Source organism: Francisella salimarina (genome assembly GCF_007923265.1).
Classification (GTDB): domain Bacteria; phylum Pseudomonadota; class Gammaproteobacteria; order Francisellales; family Francisellaceae; genus Francisella; species Francisella salimarina.
Map to the genome: position 1 here is coordinate 306,049 of NZ_VOJA01000003.1, position 20,934 is coordinate 326,982.

The following is a 20,934-nucleotide window of genomic DNA, read 5'->3' on the forward strand; positions in this document are numbered from 1 at the left end:
AGGAGCAATATGACGAAAAAAAAATTATTACCAGCTACAAAAGGCAAATCATTACCAGTTGTATCTGATAATAACCTCAGCTCTTATCTAAATTTTGTTAATAAATTACCAATACTGTCACTTGAGGAAGAGCAAGAGCTCGCCAAACGCTATAAATATCAAAAAGACTTAGATGCTGCTCAGCAGCTTGTCTTGTCACACTTGCGTTTTGTTACTAAAATCGCGCGTAATTTTTCAGGTTATGGCCTTTCGATAGCAGACCTTATCCAAGAGGGTAACATTGGTCTAATGAAAGCTGTGAGTAAGTTTGATCCTGATCAAGGTGTCAGATTAGTATCATTTGCAGTGCATTGGATTAAAGCAGAAATGCATGACTATGTTCTTAAAAACTGGAAGATTGTTAAAGTCGCTACTACAAAAGCTCAGCGTAAACTATTTTTTAATCTTAGAAGTAGTAAAGATAAGATTGGCTGGTTAAGTTCAGAAGATATTAAGCAGTTAGCAGAAGAATTAGGTGTCAAAGAAGAAACAGTTATAGAAATGGAAAAGAGAATGTGTCAAGGTGATGCAAGTCTTGATTTACCATATACTGATGACGAAGGCGGGCAATCTAATCAACAGAGTCTATACTTAGAGGATAAATCATCAAATGTAGAACATCAAATAGTGCAACAAGATTATTATGATAACTTTAAGATGATTGTTAAAGATGTATTAAGCGGTTTTGATACGCGTACTAAAGATATTATTATGTCGCGTTATCTACTTGATACAAAAGCGACTCTTCAAGATCTAGCAGCTAAGTATAATATTTCGGCAGAAAGAGTGCGTCAGATTGAGGAAGAGGCACTTACTAAGCTTAAAAAAGCTATCAAAAACAGGTCCTAATTTTTAACTTTATTGATGGTTAATTATTCAAAAAAATAGTGTTACTTATGTTAATATTACCAACAATATAGTTTTATTTACTTATTAGATGAAAGATTTTATACCCAAGGTAAAATCAAAAATAAAATCCTCAGTTTATTTAGATGGTTCAAAGAGTATATCGAATAGATCTTTGATAATTGCAGCTATGGCACAAGGTCAAACAGCGTTTGTAAATCTACCTAATAGTGCTGATGTACTGGCATGTGTTGGAGCGTTAAAAGAGCTAGGCTGTCAACTAGAACATAATCAAGAATCTAAAACTTTGGTGATCCAAGGATGTAGTGGAAAATTTGCCAACTCAAATGCAAAAATATTTTGTAATGAGTCAGGTACTTTGACAAGATTTATAATCCCTATGTTAGCAGTGCAAGCTACTGGCCAATACTATGTATATGCAAAGCAAAGAATGATGGATAGACCTTTAGCTGATCAATTAATACCTCTTGAAAAGCTAGGTATATCAGCACTCTATCATCAAAAAGAGCATGCTATGCCTCTTACTATCAAAGCGAAGTCTTTAGATGGAGATAATATCGAAGTAGATGGTGCTAAGAGTTCTCAGTTTGCATCAGGTCTGCTTATGGCAGCTCCATATATGACAAAGGGCCTGCAACTAGACTCTATCACAGATCATAAGCAACCATATTTAGAGATGACTGCTAAAGTAATGGCGGAGTTTGGTATAAATGTAAATATTGATGGAAGTGTTTATAGTGTAAATAACTCTAACTATGTTTCCCCGGATAAATATGTTGTTGAGCCTGATGTTTCGACTGCATCATATTTTTGGGCATTTGCTGCTATTACAGGTTCAGCTATTAAGGTCATGAATGTAACGCAAAAATCTAAACAAGGCGATATTAAATTTTTAGAAGTACTAGAGAGAATAGGTTGCCAAGTTAATTACTTTGATGATGGTATAGAAGTTGTAGGTACAGATAGTTTGAGTGGTATAGAAGTAAATATGCGTAACTTTTCTGATACCTTTATGACACTTGCTGCTATTGCGTGCTTTGCAAATTCTGATACTCATATTTCAGGACTTAGTCATACAAGAGGACAGGAGTCAGATCGTGTTGATGCTATGGCAGAAGGACTTACAAAACTTGGTATCTATGTCGAGACAACTCAAGATAGTATCTTAATATCACCAACAAGAAGCAAATTTAAGCAAGCTGAGGTTGATAGTCATAATGATCATCGTATCGCTATGTCGTTAGCATTGTTAGGATTGAAATATGATGGTGTTGTGATAAATAATGCAGAGGCGGTTAGTAAAACATGTCCTGACTATTTTGATAGAATGAGAAACTTAGTAGGTTCGTGATGACAAATAAAGAGCGTATTATTACCAGATATTTAAGTCAAAGATGGTATAAGAAGGCTCTTATTATCACGCCTAAAGAGCAGAGCTATTTTTATAAGATAAATGTTCTGAAGCTCGTGGCTTGTTCGGGCTATCTAAAAAATGAGCCTTCGCTAGGGTGTGTATTTGATGTAGAAGCTTGGCCCTTTGAGCATAAGTTTTTTGATCTTATCATATTAGATGAGAGTTTTATAAATTGTCCTGCTTTAATGAAAGCAATATTCAATCAGCTTCATTTCTGTTTAGCTGATGATGGCGAAGTTATTGTAGCTTGTTCAGGCAATATTAGTCTATATAGTTTATTATCAAGATTTATCTCAAATGGTTTTATTAGCAAGAGAGTGAGATTAATAAACTATACTGGTAACTTTATAGTAAATATGTTTAAAAGAATTTTTAGTAAATATTTTGTAGTGGTTTTTAAGAAGGATAATTATTTCTCCGTTGATCCACTTAGTGTTGGAGAGCTAATAAAAGAGCCTACAAAGTCTGAAGTAGCTAAAATATACAGTGGTGGTTGTGCTAAGGAAGTATATGGGAATTTTCACAAAGAAAAATAATGTAACTGCTTATACAGATGGAGCATGTAAAGGTAATCCAGGTATAGGCGGTTGGGGAGCTATATTGAGTTATAATGGTGTTGATAAAGAGATTTATGGTGCCGAAAAAGATACAACGAATAATAGAATGGAGCTAATGGCAGCAATCAAAACTCTACAAGCACTAAAAAGAAAATGCGATATAACAATCTATACAGACTCTAAGTATCTTCAAAATGGTATTAACCAATGGTTAGCAAATTGGAAGGCTAATGGTTGGAAGACAGCAGCGAAAAAAGAAGTCAAAAATAAAGATCTCTGGCAAGAGCTAGATAGTTTGACAACTAAACACAATGTAACTTGGAGCTGGGTAAAGGGTCATAGTGGTAATCAAGGTAATGAAAAAGCTGATGAGTTGGCAAATAAAGCAATCGCTGAATTGATAGGAAAATAAGTATGGATAATTATTCTAATAAAAAAATTCTAGTTTTATATACTGGTGGTACTATCGGGATGATTAGTACTGAACAGGGCTATGATGTTGAACCAGGCTATCTGACAAAAACAATTGCTGGAATTAGAGATTTTTATCATTATGACATGCCAGAGTTCGAGATCAAAGAGTATAGTGATCTTATCGATTCATCAAACATCGATCCTAAAAGATGGATTTCACTGGCACAAGATATATTGAGTAATTATGCTAATTATGACGGTTTTGTGATTTTGCATGGTACAGATACACTTGCTTATACGGCATCGGTATTATCTTTTATCTTGGGTGAAATTGATAAGCCAGTTATTGTTACAGGCTCGCAAATACCAATCTCCAAAATCAGGTCAGATGCTATATCAAATATCCTTAATAGTTTGATTTTTGCATGTAATGATAATATCGAAGAAGTTTGTGTCTATTTTAATCAAAAGCTAATGCGTGGTAATAGAACTACGAAAATATCAGCGACAGATTTTGATGCTTTTGGATCTCCGAATTATCCTACTCTAGCAAAAGTTGGCATAGATATCGTAGTCAAGCAGAAAAGATTGTGGCAAAGACAAAAGTCACTTAATATACCAAGTTTAGATACGTTTACAATCCCTAAGATTGCGATATTACAGATTTATCCTGGTATGAATAGTGATATGCTATCAGCTATTGTTGAGCAACCATTACAGGGATTAATTCTCAAGACTTATGGTTCTGGTAATATGATGAATGATCCAGAAATTTATACGACTCTCAAAAAGGCTAGTGATAAGGGAATTGTGATAGTGAACTGTACGCAGTGCTTGTATGGTAGTGTCAAAATGGCTACATACAAAGTCGCAAGAGGACTGATTGATGTTGGTGTGATCTCAGGTCGTGATATGACTGATGAAGCAGCATTTGCTAAGCTTTTTTATTTATTAGGTCAATCAAATATTTCTCTAAAAGAGATCAAGAGAGCTTTTGAAACTTCTTTGCATGGCGAAGTAACATTGTCATAGCAATTATAAAAATTTGTTTATTTTATAGTACTAATATAGTATATTGATACATGAAAAAAAATTCACTTATAAACAAGGGGACTAAACGATGAGTAATATTTCTGAATTAATAAAAGGTAACAGAGCTTGGGCTGAACAAATCAAAAAAACAAACCCTGAGTTCTTTGAAACACTATCAAAAGGTCAATCACCAGAGTATCTTTGGATAGGTTGTTCAGATAGTCGTGTACCTGCTAACCAAGTTTGTGGCTTGATACCAGGTGAGGTTTTTGTACATCGTAATGTTGCAAATGTTGTTTCGCTTACCGATTTAAATTGTTTATCAGTATTACAGTTTGCTATCGAAGTTTTAAAGGTCAAGAAAATCATAGTATGTGGTCACTATGCTTGTGGTGGTGTTGAAACTGTTGTTAAAGATAAGAGCTATGGCTTGATTGATAATTGGTTGACATCTATCCATGAAGTCAAAGAGCAAAATAAAAAGTTTATTGAAGAGTCGTTAGCTTGTTACAAGAATAATGAAGACGAGTACATGAAGAAAAAAGTAGATATGATGTGTGAGCTAAATGCACTCCACCAAGCTCTTAACCTATGTAAAACTACGGTTGTGAAAGATGCTTGGGCAAAAGGACTTAACTTCACTATTCATGCTTCTATATATGGTATTGGCGATGGTAAGCTGTATGAAATCGGTGGCGGTGTAGGCTCAAGAGCTGAGATGGATGCTATGTATGCCGAGGCTATCGAATCTATCAAATCTAGATATTGTCAAACTCAATCTTGTTCATTGTAATTCTTCTTTCTTATAGAAAAATCTTATCATTAATCATATTATATAAAATATATGTGATTAAAAATCTCCTAAATGTCATATTCAGAAGCAGATACCAAAGCCAAACTAATTACCCCCAAGCTTAGAGAAAGTGGTTGGGATGAGAGATATATTACTAGAGAGAAATATTATTTTACAGATGGGCGTAAACAAGCTGGTGGAGCCAGAGGCGAGAAAAAATATGTGGATTATCTACTTCGTTATCAAGATATAAATCTAGCTATAGTTGAAGCAAAGAAAGAAGGTGTAAACTATAAGCAAGGCTTACAGCAGGCTATTGAATATGGTAAGGCATTAGATGTTGAGTATGTTTACTCTACAAATGGGCATAATATCCTTGAGTATCATATCCCAACTGGGCAAAGCCAAGATATAGATGAGTTCCCAACTCCTAGAGAACTATTTGAGCGTAAATATCCAAATATTAATAAAGTTAGACAAAATGTAGTTACTCAAGAGTTTTTCTCGGATGGGACAAAGACACCACGCTATTATCAAAAGATAGCGGTACAAAAAACTATAGATGCTCTTAGTAGTGGGCAAGATAGAATATTACTGACTCTAGCGACTGGTACTGGTAAGACATATATAGCATTTCAGATAGCATATAGAGTGCTTGAGTCAAGATGGCGAAAAAACGATATAGGTAATAAAAAACCACGAATTTTATATCTAGCTGATAGAAATATCTTGATAGAGCAGGCTATGAATGAGTTTAATCCTATAGAGAATGATTGTAAAAGGTTACAAGGCGTATCAATTAAGAAAAACGGTGGTAAAGTGCCATTAAGTGGTAATGTCTTTTTTGCTATATATCAAGCAGTTGCAGAGAATAAAAATCGCCAATATTTAGCTACAGATAGTGAAGATGACAGCCTAACAGCATACTATAAACAATATCCAGCAGATTTCTTTGATTTGATAATTATAGATGAGTGTCATCGTGGTAGTGCCAATGATGATAGCTCGTGGCGTGATATTATTGAGTATTTCTCTAGTGCGGTACATCTAGGGCTGACAGCTACACCTAAAAGGGATGTCAATGGTGATACTTATAGCTACTTTGGAGATCCTATTTATGAGTACTCGCTCAAAGATGGTATCAATGATGGTTTTTTGACTCCGTACAAGGTCAAACGCATTACAACAAATATTGATGAATATCGACCAAACACGCATGATAGTGTAGATGGAGATTTGCCAAATAAAGTCTATGGTATCAGTGATTGGGAGAAAACTATCACAAGTCAACAACGCCATGAGCTAATTGCAAAGACTGTGTTAGACAATATTAACAAGATGGATAAGACTATCGTCTTTTGTAAAAATCAGCCTCATGCTCTCGAGCTAAAGTTAGCTATAGATAACTTTAAAAAAGTCAAAAATCCTGACTACTGCGTGCGTGTGACTTCTGATGAAGGGCAAATTGGTCGTGATTACCTTGAGCAGTTCCAAGATAATGACAAAGATATCCCTGTGATTTTGACATCATCAAAAATGCTAACTACTGGTGTAGATGCTAAAAATGTCCGTAATATCGTCCTAACAGCTCCGATAGAGTCAATGATTGAGTTTAAGCAGATAATTGGGCGAGGTACACGAACTTTTGAGGGTAAAGACTTCTTTACAATCCTAGATTTTGTCAAAGCTAGTGATAAGTTCTATGATAAAGATTGGGATGGTGCTGCTGATGTGGTTACAGATGTCAAAGCTGATGGCAAACCTAAAGAAGATACAAAAGAAATCAAAGAAATAGATCCTGTAGAGAATCTTAAAGATAATGAAGAACCTACCAAGCACGAGCCAATCAATATCACAATCAAAGGGCGTAAGCTTAAAGTACTAGATATAGAGACTAGTTATGTTGGTGTCGATGGGCGACCGATTGCAACGCAAGAATATCTTGAGCAATTAATCGGTGTACTAGGTAAATACTGCCAGCATAATGAGCAAGCTCTCAAAGATGCTTGGGCAAACCCTAAATATAGGCAAACACTACTAGCTAAACTCGAAGAGATGCTAAGCTTTGGGCAGAATATTGACAATATCAAAGCGATATTTAAAGCTAAAGATAGTGATATCTATGATGTGCTAAATCATCTAGTTTTTAGTAAAGATATTATCACTCGTCAGCAAAGGGCAGTTGCTGCAGAATCATCAGAGTTTATACAGCAGTTACAAAATGCTAAGGCGAGGGAGTTTCTACTCTTTGTCTTAGATAAGTATAAAAAAGATGGTGTAGTTGAACTAGAGCAAAAAAGACTACCGTCATTAGTTGAGTTAAGTGGTCTTGGGACAGTTTCGGAGCTTGCCAATGATTTTGGTGGTATGGCACAGTTAAAAGAAAGCTATTTGCAGTTGCAAAGGGAGATTTATAGATAAATTGATAGAATTTATGGTAGGGGTCGAATCCATTTCGACCCTAATTTAAAAAAATTTGGAATATGATTATAAAAGGGCAGATATAGAATCTGCCCGTACGACAAATTATAAATTTGTAAAAAAAATATTGTAGGGGTTGGTTTTATACCAACCCAATATAAAAATGAACAAAACAAGAAAAACAAAATGAGCGAATTATATAAATTGCCAGCAGGGTGGGAGTGGAAGAAGTTAGATGATGTTTGTAGCTTTGTTAGAGGACCATTTGGAGGGAGTCTAAAAAAGAATGAATTTACAAGTGATGGTTATGCAGTATATGAGCAAAGTCATGCTATTTATAATTCTTTCAGTGATATTAGATATTATATTGATGCTAGAAAGTTTCAACAGATGCAAAGATTCAAAATTTTACCCAATAGTATAATAATGAGTTGTTCAGGAACTATAGGTAAACTTTCAATAGTTCCAAACAATATTAAGAATGGAATTATAAATCAAGCATTATTGATGCTTACTGTTAATAATTCTCTTTTAAATATCTACTTGAAATTGATGATGGAAAGTTCATTTTTTCAAAACTTATTAAGTCAAAACACTACTGGTGCAGCTATAAAAAATATTGCATCAGTTAAGGTTTTGAAAAACCTAAACATCCCCCTCCCACCACTAGCAGAACAAAAGCGAATAGTTGCCAAGCTAGATAGTCTTTTTGAGAAGATTGATAAGGCGATAGAGCTACACCAGCAAAATATTACAAATGCTAATACTCTAATGGCTAGCACTCTTGATAAGACTTTTAAAAAGTTGGAGGGGGAGTATGGAAATAAAACTTTATCTGATAGTGTAGAAAATCCTAAGAAAGATATTGTAGATGGACCATTTGGTTCTAATCTTAAGGCAACTGAATATATCCAAAAAGGAGTGCCTATTATTAGAATACAAAATATTCAGAGATTAGAATTCATAAATAAAGATATTAAATTTGTTTCAGAGGAAAAAGCAGAGTTTTTAAAAAGACACTCATTTATAGCTTCTGATATAGTTATAACAAAACTAGGAGAGCCTTTAGGTAAAAGCTGTATTGTACCTGATAATTTAGAGCGAGGTATAATTGTTGCTGATATTATTAGAGTAAGAGTAGATAGTTCTAAGTCTAAAAATAAATACATTATGTATGCTATAAATTCTGCTATTGCTATAAATCAGTTCTCAGAAAACTCGATGGGATCTACAAGGCAAAGAGTTAAACTATCTATTGTTAGAGACTTAAAAATCCCATTACCACCCCTAGCAATCCAACAACAAACCGTAGAGTATTTGGATAGTATTGCCACAAAGGTTGATAAGATTAAGCAATTAAATGAGCAGAAATTAGAGAATTTAAAAGCATTAAAAGCCAGTATTTTAGATAAGGCATTTCGTGGGGAGTTGTAGAACAAAAATTTGTCATACTACGGCACCGACCGTAGTATCCATAGACAAAATGATGATATAGGTATAAAAAATGGATTCTATGGTCAAGCCATAGAATGACGATAATGTATTGTAGGGGTTGACCTGTGTGTCAACCCATTATGAAATATAATCCATAATGTAAATAAAATAGGGCTAACACATGGGTTAGCCCCTACGACAAATTATGGGTTTGTGAAAATGTATGGTAAGGGTCGTGCCTTGTGCCTACCCGTTTTATGATAGATTAAAATAATGGATATAAGGGCAACCACAAGGGATTGCCCCTACAATAAAAAATAAAAATATTGGAATATATGACAAACCAAAATAACCAAACACAATATTTTAAAAATCGTAAAAATTTACGGTTAAAATATTATGATTATTCATCGAATGGTGCATATTTTGTCACAATATGTGTCAATAATCGTGAATGTTTGTTTGGTGATATTATTGACGGTCAGATGTGTTTAAATGATGCAGGATTAATGATTGATGAAATTTATCGTGATTTAGAAAATAAATTTACAAATATTCAATGTGGTAAATATGTGGTTATGCCAAACCATTTTCATTGTGTAATTCATATTTGTAATGATATTAAATCAAATGTAGGGGTCAACCTATGTGTTGACCCTAATAATAAACATAACCCAATAATGGGCGAACACGCAATTCAAAAAAAGGCAGATATAGAATCTGCCTCTACAAACAATCATGTAGGGGCAAACCCTTGTGGTTGCCCTAATGAAGGGTCGACACAAGACACGACCCCTACGACATTATCGGATATCATTGGTGCATTTAAATCATTGACAACCAACGCATACATCAACGGTGTTAAAACCAAAAATTGGCAACCATTTGATAAACGCTTGTGGCAACGAAATTATTATGAACATATAATTAGAAATGAAAAATCATATAATGAAATTATAAAATATATCCAACTAAATCCTTTGAAATGGGAATTAGATGAATTAAACCCAAAATTTGAGAACAAAAATGCAATCAAAGATAAATAGAATAACAGACATACTAAGACGAGATGACGGAATCAGCGGAGCGATGCACTATACTGAGCAAGTCAGCTGGATTCTTTTTTTGAAATTTTTGAATGATTATGAAAATGAAAAATCTCTAGAGGCAGAACTAATAGGTGAAGAGTACATATTTGTCTTAGATGAAAAATATCGCTGGAATACTTGGGCAGCTCCCAAAGGTGCAGATGGCAAGCTTGATGTTATCAATGCTGATAGCGGTGATGATTTACTAGAGTTTGTTAATAAAGAGCTTTTTCCATATCTGAAATTTTTTAAATCCATAGATGAAAATGTCAAAACTCTAAAATATAAAATAGGTGCAGTATTTGAGTATATAGATAACCGTGTAGCTAGTGGTCATACTTTGCGTGATGTTATCAATGAAATTGATGAGCTAAATTTTAATAAAAAAGAAGACCTATACCAGCTATCGCAAATCTATGAAAACCTGCTTAAAGAAATGGGTTCTGATGGTGGTAATAGTGGTGAGTTCTACACTCCAAGACCACTAGTTAAGGCTATCGTAGATGTAGTTAATCCTCAAGCTGGGCAAACTGTCTATGATCCAGCGGCTGGGACTTGTGGCTTTTTGATAGATGCTTATGAGCATATGTATAGCAAAGAGCTATCAACTACACAACTTGCATTTCTTAATGAAGAGACTTTCTTTGGTAAAGAAAAAACACCTTTATCGTATGTAATGGGTGTGATGAATATGATCCTACATGGCATTACATCGCCAAATATTAACAAGGCAAATACTCTTGTCAAAGATATTCGTAGTCTTGAGGAGAAAGATCGTTATGATATTATCCTCGCTAATCCACCATTTGGCGGCAAAGAAAAAGCAACTATTCAAACTAATTTCCCCATCAAATCAAACGCTACTGAGCTGCTATTTTTACAACATATTTACAAAAGCTTAAAGCTAGGTGGTAGATGTGGTGTAGTTGTGCCAGAAGGTGTGCTTTTCCAGACAAATAACGCGTTTAAAAATGTCAAAAAAGAGCTATTAGAAAACTATAATGTCCATACTATAGTTTCATTACCTGCTGGGGTATTTTTACCGTATAGTGGCGTTAAGACAAATGTGATTTTCTTTGATAGAGAGGGTAGCACTACAGATATTTTCTATTATGAAATAACTCCACCGTACAAACTAACTAAAAATAAACCGATTCAGTTTGAGCATTTTGCAGAGTTTTTAGAAATTTGGCAATCTCGCAAGCTTACAGAAAATAGCTGGATAGTAAATGTTGCAGATATAAAAGATTATGATATATCAGCTAAAAACCCTAATAAAATTGAAACAATCGAACATAAATCACCATTAGAATTAGTAAATGAAATCAAGCAAAATACTGCTGAGATAGATAAGCTAATAAACGAGATTGAGAGTATTCTATAAAGATATTATTTTTCTATATAATATTTTATACAAAATATAAGCTATTAAAGCTGTTGTAATATTAATAAAGAACACAGCTTCGACATATTGACTATAAATCTGACCATTAAATAGAGTAAGAGCATCTAATAATGTATAAATAGTAAAAAATATCAAACAAGCTGCTTTGAATTCTCTAGTTTTAAATAGTGCCAAAATTGAGAATAAAAAGATGGCTAACTCAAAGATTCCAATCTGGAAAACTGCCGGAGTAAAAATCCATCCTTGAAATTTACTGATACTATCCCCATCTACTAAATATGTAAAACTGTTGATACAAGCATATAGGCTTATATTGAAAATAATGAAGTAGTTAGCGTAGATATTTGCGTGATGTTTACCGTATATAATGCTAGAGTGTAAGAAAGCTATTATAAAAGGTGATATTAATAAACAAATACTTATAATTACAGTTACCATAAGTCGCTTAAGATTTGTAGAAATAGCTAGATTTTACAGCAAATGTTTTGGCTTGTCATATATTTAATAATAAACATATAGACAATCTAATAGATGATAGTTAAAATTTGCTACTAGAAAATTGTTAAATAAATAAAAGGAAAACTTAATAATGCAAGTTACTGTAGAGAAGAAAGAAGGTATCCATTGTTCACTATTGATAGAAGTACCAGCGAATGAGATTGATAGCGTAGTTACTAAAGAGATTAACAAAACTGCAAAAACTATCAAGATGGATGGTTTCAGACCTGGCAAAGTACCTGCTGGTATGGTTGAGAAAAAGTATGGCGAGCAAATCCGTATGGAAGTGATCTCTGATATCATTCCTCAGAAGTATACTAAGGCTATACAAGATGAGAAGTTGGCAGTAGCTGGTATCGAGGTAGACCTTAAAGAAAACAAAAAAGGCGAGCCTCTTAAGTTTGTAGCTAACCTTGAGCTATTCCCAGAATTTGAAGTTTCAGGTTTTGAGAAAATCGAAATTCAAAAGCCAGTTGTTGAGCTAACTGACAAAGAAGTTAAGCAAATGATCGAAAACCTTAGAAAGCAAATGGCTACATTCTCAGAAGTAGAGAGAGCTGTGCAAAAAGATGACAAAGTTGTTATCGATTTCGTAGGTAAGAAAGATGGTGAAGTTTTCGAAGGTGGTTCTGCAAATGATCAAGAATTAGTAATTGGTTCTGGTCAAATGATCCCAGGTTTTGAAGATGGTATCATCGGTATGAGTAAAGATGAGCAAAAAACTATCACAGTTACTTTCCCAGAAGAGTACCAAAACAAAGACTTAGCTGGTCAAGAAGCTACTTTTGATATCACTGTTAAGAAGATTCAAGAAGCTCAGTTACCAGAAGTTGACGAAGAGTTCGTTAAGAAGTTTGGTGTGAAAGGTGGGGTAGATACTTTTGAAGACGAAATCAAAGAAAATATGCAACGTGAACTTAAGTTCATCCTACAAAGAAAGATCAAAGATCAAGTATTCAAAGGATTAAGAGAAATCGCTGAATTTGAAACTCCAAAAGCTTTAATTAAAAGAGAAATAGAAGCTGCTAAGCAAAATTTAGTTCAACAAATGGGTGGTGGTCAAAACTTTGATGTTAACCAATTGCCTGATAACTTATTTGAAGCTAACGCTAAGCAAAAAGTTGATACTAGTTTAGTTCTTGATAGTGTAATGAAATCTCAAGAGTTCAAGGCAGAAGATGCTGAAGTTGAGAGCTTATTAGATGAATTAGTTCAAGCTTATGAAGAGCCAGAAAAAACTAAAGAGCAAATCAAAAAGAACGAAAAAGAAATCTCTAACTTAAAAGCTTTAGTTATAGAAAACAAGCTGACTGATTGGGTACTATCTCAAGCTCAAGTAACTGAAAAGCAAGAAGATTTCTTTGAAGTTATTAAAGAAAACATGCAAGCTCAGCAAGGTGGTTTCTAAGCTAGCTTATTAAGAGAGGATATAAATGATAACTAATAACTTAGTTCCTACCGTCGTTGAGAAAACAGCTGGTGGTGAGAGAGCTTTTGATATTTATTCAAGGTTACTAAAAGAGCGTATAGTTTTTTTAAATGGTGAGGTAAATGATCAATCAGCAAACCTTGTAATCGCTCAGTTGTTGTTTTTGGAGTCAGAAGATCCTGACAAAGATATATATTTTTATATCAATTCCCCAGGTGGTATGGTTACAGCTGGTATGGGTGTCTATGATACTATGCAGTTTATCAAGCCGGACGTTAATACTATATGTATTGGTCTGGCTGCTAGTATGGGATCGCTATTGTTAGCTGGTGGAGCTAAAGGTAAAAGATATAGTTTGCCTAGCTCACAGATTATGATTCATCAACCACTAGGTGGCTTTAAAGGACAAGCTTCAGATATTGAAATTCATGCAAAAAATATTCTACGTATCAAAGATAGGTTAAATAAAGTTTTAGCGTATCATACAAGTCAAGATTTAGAGACTATTGTTAGAGATACTGATAGAGATAATTTCATGATGGCAGAAGAAGCTAAAGAGTATGGTCTAATCGATCATGTAATAGAGTCTCGTGAAGCAATTATTAAATAATTAAAGGAATTCTAATTCAATAATATGGCTAAAATTCTATACTGTTCTTTTTGTGGTAAGTCACAACAAGAAGTTAAACATATCATCGCAGGTCGTGATGGTAATATCTGTAATGAATGTATTGCTAAATGTGCAGATAAAATTCATAGCACAGAAGGAGCTTCTCTAGAGGATGTATCGTTTGAGAAGTTACCAAAGCCAATCGAAATCAAAAAATATCTTGATGATTATATTATTGGTCAAGACAATGCTAAAAAAGTATTATCTGTGGCTGTATACAATCACTACAAAAGAATCACTTCCGAAACTGCGAAAGATGATGATATTGAGCTTAAAAAAAGTAATGTTCTATTACTAGGACCTACTGGCTCTGGTAAAACATTATTTGCCCAAACATTAGCAAAGCTTTTAAATGTTCCTTTTGCCATAGCAGATGCAACAACTCTTACAGAGGCTGGCTATGTTGGAGATGATGTAGAGAATATCATTGTTCGATTGCTACAAAATGCTGATTTTGATGTTGCTAAAGCTCAAAAAGGTATTATCTATATCGATGAAATAGATAAGATTGCACGTAAGTCAGAAAGTGCTTCTATAACACGTGATGTATCTGGAGAAGGTGTTCAGCAAGCACTTTTGAAGCTTATAGAGGGTACTGTATCATCTGTACCTCCTAAAGGTGGTCGAAAGCATCCTAATCAAGAGATGATACAAGTTGATACTTCAGATATATTATTTATATGTGGGGGAGCGTTTGCTGGTATTGAAAAAGTTGTTAAGCATAGAATGGATAAAGTTAGTATTGGTTTCAATGCGGATGTGGTACAACAAAAAAATAGCTTAGATACTGAAAAATTGATGCAGAAAGTCGAAAGTGAAGATTTGACTAGATTTGGACTTATTCCTGAACTTATTGGACGTTTGCCAATTGTTACTGTACTAAATGAGTTAAAAGAAGAGGATTTGGTCAAAATTCTTACGGAACCAAAAAGTGCTTTAATTAAACAGTATGTTAAGCTGTTTGAATTTGATGATGTAATGATTGAGTTTAGTGATGAAGCTCTTGTTGAAATAGCTAAAAAAGCAATAGCTAAAAAAACAGGTGCGAGAGGATTGAGAACTATTCTTGAAAATATACTTCTTGATGTGATGTTTCATGTCCCTTCATCTGAAGATGTTGAGAAAGTTATTATCAACGATAAAGTAATATTAGAGCAAGAAGAGCCAACTCTTGTAATGAAATCACAGCAGCAAAAACAATTAAAAGAGATAATCTAAAAAATTTACAGGAGAATGTAAGTTTATGTCAGAAGTCCTAAATGTCGTTCCTGTTATTCCCTTAAGAGATGTGGTTATATACCCATCAATGACTTTACCTTTAAATGTGGGTCGTAAAAAGTCAATTGAAGCAGTCAAGCAGGCATCTAACAGTTATAATAACTATATCTTATTAGCAACTCAAAAGAACGGTTCAAGTTCTGGTGATGTTGTTGATAATATATACGATATTGGTACGTTAGCTAAAATTGTTCAAATTATGAAGCTTCCTGATGGTAGCTTAAAGATCATAGTAGAAGGTGTAGCTAAAAGATTAGTTGCTAAATATGATAGTGTTGATGGCTGTATATTTGCTAACTTAGATAGTCTTCATATTGATGATAGTTATGATCCTAATCAAGTTGATAAAGAACTAAAAGCAATCTTATTGTCGATTAGTGATTCTCTCAAAAAGTTTGTTGATATTAGTGGAAAAGTGTCTAAAGAATCTTTAGCTACGCTTATAAATACAGAAGAGCCTCATAAGTTTATATATGAGATTTCAACTATTCTAAATACAGAGATTACTAAAAAGCAAAAAATTTTAGAAGCTACAGATATCAAAAATAAAGCGTTATTACTTTTATCTTGCCTATATGAAGAGTTAGAAATTCTTGAGCTAGAGGCTAAAATTAAAGATAGAGTCAAATCTCAAGTAGATAAGAATCAACGTGAGTACTATTTGAATGAGCAAGTCAAGGCTATTTATAAAGAGCTTGGTGAGGCTGATGAAGAGTCAGAAGTAACCGCTCTTAAGAAGAGAATTGAAACTACTAAAATGTCCAAAGAGGCAAAAGAAAAATGCTTAAAAGAACTTAAAAAGCTTAAAGCGATGCCTCCTTCATCTTCTGAATCTGCTGTATCAAGGAATTATATTGAGACTATACTTTCATTACCTTGGGGTAAGAAAGCAAAAGTTAAAAAAGATATTAATCTTGCTGAAAAAGTTTTAGAGAAAGATCATTACGGTATTAAGAAAGTTAAAGAAAGAATACTAGAGCATTTAGCTGTTCAAATTAAACGAGACAGTAATACAAAAGCTCCTATTCTATGTCTAGTAGGTCCTCCTGGTGTTGGTAAGACATCAATTGGCCAATCCATTGCTAGAGCAACAGGGCGTGAATATGTTCGTATGGCTCTTGGTGGTGTAAGAGATGAGTCTGAGATTAGAGGACACCGTCGTACATATATAGGATCTATGCCTGGGCAAATTATCCAAAAGATAATTAAGTCTAAGACGGAAAACCCACTTTTCTTACTTGATGAAATAGATAAAATTTCTTCTGATTTTAGGGGAGACCCATCTGCAGCTCTTTTAGAGGTGCTTGATCCAGAGCAAAATAGTACATTTAACGATCATTATCTTGAGATAGATTATGATCTATCTAAGGTGATGTTTGTTGCTACAGCAAATTCACTTGATATAGATCCTGCATTACGTGATAGGCTAGAAATTATACACTTATCAGGGTATACAGAGATTGAGAAGCAAGCAATTGCTAAGCAATATCTAGTACCAAAATCATTGGAAAACAATGGGCTAACTAAGAGTGAAATTAATTTTACTCCTAAGGCTATTTTGGATGTGGTGAGATATTATACGAGAGAAGCAGGAGTAAGAAATTTACAACAAAAGATAGACGGTGTATGTCGTAAGGCTGTTAAAAATCTTCTTAAAGATCCTGAGCATGGTAAGGTATCTATCACACAAAAAAATCTTGAAGACTATCTTGGCGTTCATCAGTTTGATTATGGTATCAAAAATGCCAAACCTAAAGTAGGTCAAGTCACAGGTTTAGCATGGACTTCTGTAGGTGGTGAGCTACTAACTATAGAAGCTCTAGCGATGCCTGGTAAAGGTAAGGTTAAGTACACGGGTAGCCTTGGCGATGTGATGAAAGAGTCAATTGATGCTGCTTTTAGTGTTGTGCGTTCGATTTCAAAAGGCTATGAGTTAGCAGATGACTTTTATGAGAAAAAAGATGTACATATACACGTTCCTGAAGGAGCTACTCCAAAGGATGGTCCAAGTGCTGGTATCGCTATGACTACAGCTCTGGTTTCTGTATATACAAATAAACCAGTTAGAAATGATATTGCTATGACTGGTGAAGTAACTTTGCGTGGAGATGTTTTAGCAATTGGAGGGTTAAAAGAGAAACTTTTAGCTGCGCTAAGAGGTGGAATTAAAGAGGTTTTGATTCCTAAACAGAATGTTAAAAACTTAGCAGATGTTGATAAAGAAATACTTGAAAAACTTGAAATAACGCCTGTAAATAGTATAAAAGAGGTGTTAGAGAGAGTTTTTTGATGATAAAGTATTGAAACACTACATTTTTAGTGTTATAAAATTAAATGACACTTGTCGATTATGTATAAATAAAGGAGTTTAAGACATGAATAAGAGTGAATTAGTAAGTGCTATAGCTAAAGAAGCAGATGTTACTAAAGAAGTTGCTAGTAATACTCTGGATGCAACTATTGCTGCTGTAACTAAAGCTTTAAAGAATGGTGATAGCGTTACTCTAGTAGGCTTTGGAACTTTTCAAGTAAAAGAAAGAAGTGCTAGAGAAGGTAGAAATCCTAAAACAGGTGAAACAATCAAGATAGCAGCTTCTAAAGTTCCAAGCTTCAAAGCAGGTAAAGGTCTTAAAGACGCTGTAAAATAAAGAAAAATTACAAAAATAGTGATTTTTTGAAAAGCATACTTAACAGTATGCTTTTTTTTTATCTATAATATCTATAGTTTAATAAAGCAGTAATTATTTAAGGTTGATAAAATGTTACAGTCTTTCAATGATAGGCTCAAAGGTCCATTTACATGGATTATAATTATTTCTATAAGTTTTATATTTGTCATATCTGGTATGACATTTTTTTTCACGAATATTGGCTCAAGTAGATCTTATGTGGCTAAAGTAGGTGATAATGAGATAGGTCTGCAACAGTTTCAGCAGTATGCTCAAAATGCTACAACTGAGGCACAAAAGAGAGCAGTTTTAGATCAGATGATAAATCAATACTTAGTACTTGCAGATGCGCAGCGCCATAATATTGCTGTATCTAAGTTAGCATTACAATCTGCGATATTTACAAATCCCATGTTTTTTGACAAAGAGGGTAAATTCTCAGCCGATAAGTTGAAGCAAGCTGTAGAGTATATTGGAGGTATGAGTAAATTAGAGCAAATCTTAACTCAAAATATTCAGGCAACAATGATTCCAAAGGCTATAGCGGATACAACAATAACAACTGATTATGAGAAGAAGCTTTTAGATAATATTTATCTAGTTAATAAAAAAATAGAGTATTTGAAGATATCTCCATCAGATTTCAAATCCCAAATTAAGCCTACTCAACAAGATTTGGAAGCTTACTATAATGCTCATAAAAATGAGTATATAAATCCAGCTAAAAAGAAAATTAACTATTTTATAATCACAAAAGATAGCTTTATATCTAAGAGTGATATTAGTGAAAGCGATATAAAATCATATTATGATACTCATAAGGAATTTTTTAAAGGCTATAACAAAGATGCTAAAACTACTATTGCGAAAATAATTCAAAATAGAAGAGCCTTGGAGAAATTTAATACTTACTCGCAGAATATTGATAGTATTAGTTTCACTGAGCTTGAAAAGAATTTAGGTAACCCTAAGGTGGCGAATATTGTGAATAATGATGAATCTACAATATCTACGGTAGCTAATAGTCAATTCTTTGTAAGTACAGAGAAGTACTCAAGTATTCCGGTTGCTGATAATGAGCTTTTAGTATATGAGGTAAATAACTCTCAGCCATCAGCCCGACAAAAACTAGCAGACGTTAAGAGTGAAGTGTCTAAAGCCGTAATTGCAGAGAAATCTCAAAGATTATCTTTAGAAAAGTCTCAAAAGCTACTTGATGACTTGGTTAGTGATAAAAAAGTAAGTGTTAGCTTCAAGCAAGCAACTATTGATAGCAACTCGAAGTCATTTAGTAAAGAGTTTAATGATTATGTGATGTTTAATACTAATAATCAGTATCATAGTTATCAAGCGGATAATGGTGATATATACATATATAAAGTTATTAAAGTTGAACCTTTAGGTAATAAAGATACTAAATTACCTAGGCAAGTATTAAATACAGTCAAAGAAGAAGAGTTAAACTTCTATTTACAAGTAGTTAAGCAAGAAGTTCCTGTTAAAGTTAATTACAAAAATATCTAAATGAATAAGCTAATCTATGGTCTTGCTGGACCAACAGCATCTGGTAAAACCTCTTTATCAATATCTATTGCAAATAAAATTAATGCTGAAATAATTAGTGTTGATTCATCACTTGTCTATAAATGTATGGATATTGGTACAGCTAAGCCAACTTTGGATGAGCAAGGTGGTATTAAACATCATTTAATAGATATAATTGAGCCAACAGAAAGTTTTTCAGTTGCTGACTTTATAACGAATGTTAATAAGATTAAAAAAGAGATTTGGAGTAGAGGGAAAGAGGTCTTACTCGTAGGTGGAACGATGCTTTATTTCAAAGGTTTGATAGAAGGTTTATCATCTTTGCCTGAGTCACAGCCTGAAGTGAGGCAGACTCTTGAGTTAGAAAGAAAAGCAAAAGGTTTACAATATTTACATCAACAGTTAAATAAAATGGATCAAGAAGCTGCTCAGAAAATTAATCCTAATGATCAGCAAAGAGTATTTCGTGCTTTAGAAGTAATTATGATAACTGGTAAAAAATATTCTGAGCTTGTTAAAACATCTAAAGTCGGTGGATTAGAAGAGAAATTAAAGTTATGTGCCCTGGTACCTAATGATAGATCAATTCTACATGATAATATTGAATTAAGATTTAAACAGATGCTTAATCAAGGGTTTCTAGATGAAGTTCAAAGTTTACGCAAAAATCCTAAGCTTACTAAAGAAACTACTGCTATTCGAAGTGTTGGATATCGTCAGGCATGGGAATATTTAGATGGAGACATTAGCTATGAGGAGTTCGTTAAAAAGGGAATCGTAGCCACTCGCCAACTTGCTAAGCGTCAACTTACATGGATTCGTAATTGGCAGGATGAGATTAAATTAATTGAGATGGAAAGTCAAAATAAAGAACAACAAGTCTGGGAATATTTTGGTCATAAATAAGATTTGCTGATAACTTTAAATATTGTTAGAATATATCGCGAAGTTTAATTGTTAAACTTGATAAAATAATAACTATAACAAAATAATTAAAAGGAAGTGAAACAATGTCAAGAATATCATCTTTACAAGACCCGTTCTTAAACGCTCTAAGAAAAGAAAAAGTTAGCGTATCTGTATATCTAGTAAATGGAATCAAACTACAAGGTCAAGTAGAAGCTTTTGATCAGTTCTGTATCGTACTTAGAAATACTGTTAATCAAATGGTTTATAAGCATGCTATTTCTACTATAGTACCGGCTAAGAGTGTAAGAATGGTTTATAGCTCTTTTAACCCATATCATCAAAATTCAAATGATGAACAAGATGAGAATGTAGATGATATTCATTCTGATGATCTTGAAGCTCAAGAAAATCAAGGCAATGTTGCTGAGTAATCAAACTTTATATTCTTTTTTCTTTAATTCCATTCTGGAGT

General features: G+C 33.6%; 19 protein-coding genes. 18 read left to right on the forward strand and 1 reads right to left on the reverse strand.

Annotated features, from left to right (window positions below):
- The first annotated feature begins 9 nt into the window (after positions 1 to 9).
- The 10 genes from rpoH to FQ699_RS03845 all read left to right on the forward strand — a co-directional run bounded on the left by rpoH (position 10) and on the right by FQ699_RS03845 (position 11,443).
- On the forward strand, positions 10 to 888 hold the full coding sequence (rpoH, locus tag FQ699_RS03800; protein WP_146421192.1) for an RNA polymerase sigma factor RpoH: 879 nt from the start codon (positions 10 to 12) through the stop codon (positions 886 to 888).
- A gap of 88 nt (positions 889 to 976) precedes the next feature.
- Positions 977 to 2,257 (forward strand): 3-phosphoshikimate 1-carboxyvinyltransferase, encoded by a 1,281-nt coding sequence (gene aroA, locus FQ699_RS03805; RefSeq protein WP_146421193.1) that lies wholly within the window; start codon positions 977 to 979, stop codon positions 2,255 to 2,257.
- Complete coding sequence (locus FQ699_RS03810) at positions 2,257 to 2,856, forward strand: class I SAM-dependent methyltransferase (RefSeq protein WP_013923349.1); 600 nt, start codon at positions 2,257 to 2,259, stop codon at positions 2,854 to 2,856. Before aroA ends, FQ699_RS03810 begins: the two co-directional genes overlap by 1 nt.
- Positions 2,831 to 3,289: a ribonuclease HI gene (rnhA, locus tag FQ699_RS03815; protein WP_179951659.1), complete on the forward strand. Its 459-nt coding sequence runs from the start codon at positions 2,831 to 2,833 to the stop codon at positions 3,287 to 3,289. The genes FQ699_RS03810 and rnhA overlap by 26 nt, the downstream gene beginning before the upstream one ends.
- Positions 3,290 to 3,291: 2 nt before the next feature.
- On the forward strand, positions 3,292 to 4,323 hold the full coding sequence (ansA, locus tag FQ699_RS03820; protein WP_146421195.1) for an asparaginase: 1,032 nt from the start codon (positions 3,292 to 3,294) through the stop codon (positions 4,321 to 4,323).
- Between the two features lie 88 nt (positions 4,324 to 4,411).
- Positions 4,412 to 5,116: a carbonic anhydrase gene (locus FQ699_RS03825; RefSeq protein ID WP_013923346.1), complete on the forward strand. Its 705-nt coding sequence runs from the start codon at positions 4,412 to 4,414 to the stop codon at positions 5,114 to 5,116.
- A 72-nt stretch (positions 5,117 to 5,188) separates the two neighbouring features.
- Complete coding sequence (hsdR, locus tag FQ699_RS03830; RefSeq protein ID WP_146421196.1) at positions 5,189 to 7,537, forward strand: EcoAI/FtnUII family type I restriction enzme subunit R; 2,349 nt, start codon at positions 5,189 to 5,191, stop codon at positions 7,535 to 7,537.
- A 144-nt stretch (positions 7,538 to 7,681) separates the two neighbouring features.
- Positions 7,682 to 8,971, forward strand: a complete 1,290-nt coding sequence (locus tag FQ699_RS09940; protein ID WP_369852842.1) for a restriction endonuclease subunit S — start codon at positions 7,682 to 7,684, stop codon at positions 8,969 to 8,971.
- 335 nt (positions 8,972 to 9,306) lie between these two features.
- Positions 9,307 to 10,017 (forward strand): transposase, encoded by a 711-nt coding sequence (locus FQ699_RS03840; protein WP_146421198.1) that lies wholly within the window; start codon positions 9,307 to 9,309, stop codon positions 10,015 to 10,017.
- Positions 9,998 to 11,443 (forward strand): type I restriction-modification system subunit M, encoded by a 1,446-nt coding sequence (locus tag FQ699_RS03845; protein WP_146421199.1) that lies wholly within the window; start codon positions 9,998 to 10,000, stop codon positions 11,441 to 11,443. The genes FQ699_RS03840 and FQ699_RS03845 overlap by 20 nt, the downstream gene beginning before the upstream one ends.
- On the opposite strand, the gene FQ699_RS03850 is transcribed toward FQ699_RS03845, so the two are convergent.
- Positions 11,438 to 11,902: a DUF6790 family protein gene (locus FQ699_RS03850; RefSeq protein ID WP_146421200.1), complete on the reverse strand. Its 465-nt coding sequence runs from the start codon at positions 11,900 to 11,902 to the stop codon at positions 11,438 to 11,440. The two genes, FQ699_RS03845 and FQ699_RS03850, sit on opposite strands and share 6 nt — an antisense overlap.
- Before the next feature lie 151 nt (positions 11,903 to 12,053).
- Between FQ699_RS03850 and tig the strand changes: the two genes are divergently transcribed.
- The 8 genes from tig to hfq all read left to right on the forward strand — a co-directional run bounded on the left by tig (position 12,054) and on the right by hfq (position 20,893).
- Positions 12,054 to 13,370: a trigger factor gene (gene tig / locus FQ699_RS03855; protein ID WP_146421201.1), complete on the forward strand. Its 1,317-nt coding sequence runs from the start codon at positions 12,054 to 12,056 to the stop codon at positions 13,368 to 13,370.
- A gap of 25 nt (positions 13,371 to 13,395) precedes the next feature.
- Entirely contained in the window at positions 13,396 to 14,001 is a 606-nt protein-coding gene (gene clpP / locus FQ699_RS03860; RefSeq protein WP_146421202.1) for an ATP-dependent Clp endopeptidase proteolytic subunit ClpP, read from the forward strand.
- A 24-nt stretch (positions 14,002 to 14,025) separates the two neighbouring features.
- Complete coding sequence (gene clpX / locus FQ699_RS03865) at positions 14,026 to 15,279, forward strand: ATP-dependent Clp protease ATP-binding subunit ClpX (RefSeq protein WP_146421203.1); 1,254 nt, start codon at positions 14,026 to 14,028, stop codon at positions 15,277 to 15,279.
- A 25-nt stretch (positions 15,280 to 15,304) separates the two neighbouring features.
- Entirely contained in the window at positions 15,305 to 17,629 is a 2,325-nt protein-coding gene (lon, locus tag FQ699_RS03870) for an endopeptidase La (RefSeq protein ID WP_146421204.1), read from the forward strand.
- Between the two features lie 85 nt (positions 17,630 to 17,714).
- Entirely contained in the window at positions 17,715 to 17,987 is a 273-nt protein-coding gene (gene hbs / locus FQ699_RS03875; RefSeq protein WP_004287553.1) for a non-specific DNA-binding protein Hbs, read from the forward strand.
- A 111-nt stretch (positions 17,988 to 18,098) separates the two neighbouring features.
- On the forward strand, positions 18,099 to 19,532 hold the full coding sequence (locus tag FQ699_RS03880) for a SurA N-terminal domain-containing protein (protein ID WP_146421205.1): 1,434 nt from the start codon (positions 18,099 to 18,101) through the stop codon (positions 19,530 to 19,532).
- On the forward strand, positions 19,533 to 20,459 hold the full coding sequence (miaA, locus tag FQ699_RS03885) for a tRNA (adenosine(37)-N6)-dimethylallyltransferase MiaA (protein WP_146421206.1): 927 nt from the start codon (positions 19,533 to 19,535) through the stop codon (positions 20,457 to 20,459).
- Between the two features lie 104 nt (positions 20,460 to 20,563).
- Complete coding sequence (gene hfq / locus FQ699_RS03890) at positions 20,564 to 20,893, forward strand: RNA chaperone Hfq (RefSeq protein ID WP_013923338.1); 330 nt, start codon at positions 20,564 to 20,566, stop codon at positions 20,891 to 20,893.
- Positions 20,894 to 20,934: the final 41 nt, after the last annotated feature.